Origin of the sequence: Pseudoalteromonas sp. UBA2102, from assembly GCF_002331165.1 — a bacterium.
GTDB lineage: Bacteria > Pseudomonadota > Gammaproteobacteria > Enterobacterales > Alteromonadaceae > Pseudoalteromonas > Pseudoalteromonas atlantica.
This window is the reverse complement of the sequence record NZ_DCYU01000062.1, coordinates 1-3,535: the sequence shown is the minus strand read 5'-3', so window position 1 is coordinate 3,535 and position 3,535 is coordinate 1. Positions and strand designations below refer to the sequence as shown.

Below are 3,535 nucleotides of genomic sequence, written 5' to 3'. Positions count from 1 at the left end.
CCAAATTAACTATGCCACTACACTGTAGTTCCACTGAGTAATCATATTGAAGTTTTCTTAATAAATCTTTTCTATGCTGCCCATCATCTTCTGGGAAAAACTCATAATCAATAAGTGAAAAATCATATGGCTCATTTAAATCATCGCAACTAGGTATCGGATAAGAAAGTATACTAATAGGGTCTGAAGTTTGTTTTGCGTTAGAACTTAATAAATCTAATATTTCTATAACTCTGTTTTCAAAAGTTTGCCAATCTTTACAGGGCCCTCTCCAGATAGAGGACTTAAAAGGGTTGATTCCTATAGTTGTCTTTGCATTATTTAATGCTTCAGTTCTAACTGCTGACATCATGTATGATTGATCAATTAATGGATCTAAAGTATCAGCGACACTTTCTCCACCTAGAACTTTCGAATCGGCCTTAAAGTTATTCTTACCATGGATGCCTGTTAACCAAAGCATTTTTATCTTGTCTTCGTTTATGAAGTTACCATTAAGATGATTTATTGAAACAGGTTTAACATTCGGTAAGGACTTAGAATTAAAGTATTCTCTTATTTCATCTTTCTTTCCTTGTTCAGAGAAGTAGAAAGCATAATAATTATTTACGTTAAAGGAAACAAACACATGATGTTCAACATCTAGTGCCTCATGCCCTTTTAACCAACTAGGAGACTTCAATAACCTATAAGGTGTAAAAGTTACTTCCGCTATTTCTCCTATGAGCTCTTTTTTTGAATCAGAAATAACTATTTCATTTGATGACTCATCTTTAAGAATTTTTATTATGTTTGGATGAATATCACAAGGCTGTTTTTGGTCGGACTTAACTCCCATCAATATAGAGAGATAAGGTGCAATATTCTCTTTTTCCAACTCAATCATTTGAGACAACTCCATTTGTGACAACAATATAACAGCTTATTGAACCCCACGTCTTGGGGGGTCTAACATCCCAATACAGCGTAAGTTACGTTATTCGGCACTTTCAAAAAACAACTTTTCAATAAACAAATAATTACAATTACTACTCAGTAGCCCTTGTTATTTAACCCCATAACGCTTTTAAATAATGCTATGGGACAAACTGCCTACCACTGTATTTTCATACAGTACACGGTAAAAACCATCTTAAATTTAACTTTTAGCTAATCGATTTCTAAAATTACAACTCATCTTGGAACCTTGTATCCCTCTCACATGGGTCACCATCACCGTCACCATCCATTTTTGTATTGGGGCAGTTATTTATAAAAAACACCGCCTCTGCACGGGAAGTCATTTGGCTACAGTGCTGCCTGCCGTCACAGGTAAAATTTTGCGTGCTTTTTGGAATCACAATTTGTGGGTATTGCTCATCAAAGGTAGCTAAATCGGCGTTGGTAATAACGGGAGTGTGGTTATTAAACTGCTCACTACTTTGATAATGGCTGTATTTATTTACTGCGATAAAGCCAAGTACAGCGATAATACTAATTGAGGCGACTTTGCCTAAAAAACTATCAGTAAAATTAGATTTAACAACACGATGATGGTTTGGTTTTTTATGTGTAACTTTAAGCGCAGCTACGCCTTCTATTCGGCAATTAACGGCTTTGGTTTTACCATCGGGCTGTGTAGCGACTTCAAAATAAATGGTGTCGCCCACTTTTGGCTTGCGGCTCATATGTTTGAGCGCTGAAATGTGTATAAAGGTGTCGTGCGCTAGGGTGTCTGATTTAATAAAACCAAAGCCCTTTTCGTCATTCCACGCTTTTAACAATCCTTTGTTCATGTATTTACCTGTGCTGATTAAGCTGCGATTACGCAAATTCCATTTAAGTTAAGAGTCGTTAGTATACGTTCCTAAATTGCTACCACGCAACCAAATATTCATATTAGGTTAATTTAAAGACGCCAATTAGTTGCCAAAACACTTAACCGTATAGGGAAAATACCGAGCTTTGAGGTTTAAAATGCAGCAATAAAATAGCCTGTTTTATTTTATAAATTACGGCCATTTGTCCTTTATTCTAGGACTGCTAACTTTTGCGAAGCGATTAGCTTAACAGCTTGTTTACACTCGGTTTTGTTATTAGTTATTTCTATCTGAATTAAGCGTTTTTAGTGTGATTTTTCATTCGTTATTTACTTAATTTATCTATACAATCCACACCTTATTTTTACGTGCAATTTTCAAGTGATTATCTCATGCTACTAACCGTTGTTTATATTATTGGTATTACCGCAGAAGCCATGACCGGCGCACTTAGCGCAGGGCGAATGAAAATGGATTGGTTTGGCGTTGTACTGGTTGCCAGTGCAACAGCAATTGGTGGTGGCAGTGTGCGAGATATTTTACTTGGCAATTACCCACTTACCTGGGTTCAGCACCCAGAGTATTTATTAATTACTTGTATAGCGGGCATTGTGACTACGTGGCTTGCTAAGTGGGTGGTTAAATTTAAAGGCATTTTTATGCGCTTAGATGCGCTAGGGCTTGCGGCGTTTAGCATTATTGGCTGCCAAGTGGGGCTAAATATGGGCCTGCACTATGGTATTTGTGTTGTGGCTGCAGTTGTAACCGGTGTATTTGGTGGGTTACTGCGCGATTTAATATGTCGCCAAGCGCCGTTGGTATTACATAACGAGCTATACGCGAGTGTATCGTTACTGGTTGCCTGCTTATTCCTAGCACTGCACCATTACAATATTGATGACAACATCAGCATTATTGTAAGCCTTGTTGCAGGCTACTTAGTACGTATGGCGTCAATTCGCTTTAAGTGGCGTTTACCTACCTTTAGTTTGTTAGAGCAGCACGCTAAATAAATTAGGCTTTAATAAAAGATAAGGCAGGTATTAAACCTGCCTTAATTAATATAAGTACTAGCGCCTTACTTTATTGCTCGCTTACATCACTTAACGCGGTTTTTAACCCACTGTTATTTTGCTTTAGTACGCTAAAACTGCCGTCGGTTTCTAGCACTACAGCGGCTACATCTTCTATGGCTAATATACCCGCACCACGAATGGCAGCGCGAATTTCTGATTTAGTTACTCGCTGCGATTTAAGTGCCGCCGTGCAGTATTCACCATTACTCAGCAATAGCGTGGGCTCTGCTTTTATAAGCGAAGCAAATTTAGATGAGCGCACACTTAGCCACGTAATAAAATATTGCAGCCCTATTAACACAACAAACGCGAGCATGCCCTCTAGCAGCGCGACACTTTTTGTAATGATCACCGAGGCTAAAATAGAGCCCAGCGCAATAGTGACAATAAAATCAAACACGTTCCATTTAGAAAGCGTACGCTTACCCGATATACGCAGCCAAAACACCAGCGCTACATAACCCAGCACGCCAATAATAAGTACGCGTATTAAGCCCTGCATATCATCAAAAAACATAGTCACTCCTTTATGTGCGTTATTTACTTACTGTAAGTGGTTCTGCAATAGTTAATTAAACCCTACATGGCACATAGTTAAATAACGATGAATAAAGCGCCCTATTTTATTTTGCTAACTGTTTTACAAACTTAATTTTACTT

At 38.0% G+C, this 3,535-nt stretch carries 4 protein-coding genes; 1 reads left to right on the top strand and 3 read right to left on the bottom strand.

Features of this window, described 5'->3' with window-relative positions; translation table 11 throughout:
- Positions 1 to 886 (bottom strand): hypothetical protein (locus B2R65_RS08335; protein ID WP_286741867.1); only part of this gene is annotated, 886 nt, incomplete at its 3' end.
- Between the two features lie 280 nt (positions 887 to 1,166).
- Positions 1,167 to 1,775 carry a cold shock domain-containing protein gene (locus tag B2R65_RS08330; protein WP_286741865.1) on the bottom strand — a complete coding sequence of 203 codons (609 nt, stop codon included), beginning with the start codon at positions 1,773 to 1,775 and terminating at the stop codon, positions 1,167 to 1,169.
- A gap of 416 nt (positions 1,776 to 2,191) precedes the next feature.
- On the opposite strand from B2R65_RS08330, the gene B2R65_RS08325 reads away from it, so the two are divergent.
- Positions 2,192 to 2,812 (top strand): trimeric intracellular cation channel family protein, encoded by a 621-nt coding sequence (locus B2R65_RS08325; protein ID WP_286741863.1) that lies wholly within the window; start codon positions 2,192 to 2,194, stop codon positions 2,810 to 2,812.
- A 70-nt stretch (positions 2,813 to 2,882) separates the two neighbouring features.
- On the opposite strand, the gene B2R65_RS08320 is transcribed toward B2R65_RS08325, so the two are convergent.
- Complete coding sequence (locus tag B2R65_RS08320; protein WP_096041721.1) at positions 2,883 to 3,392, bottom strand: DUF421 domain-containing protein; 510 nt, start codon at positions 3,390 to 3,392, stop codon at positions 2,883 to 2,885.
- Positions 3,393 to 3,535: the final 143 nt, after the last annotated feature.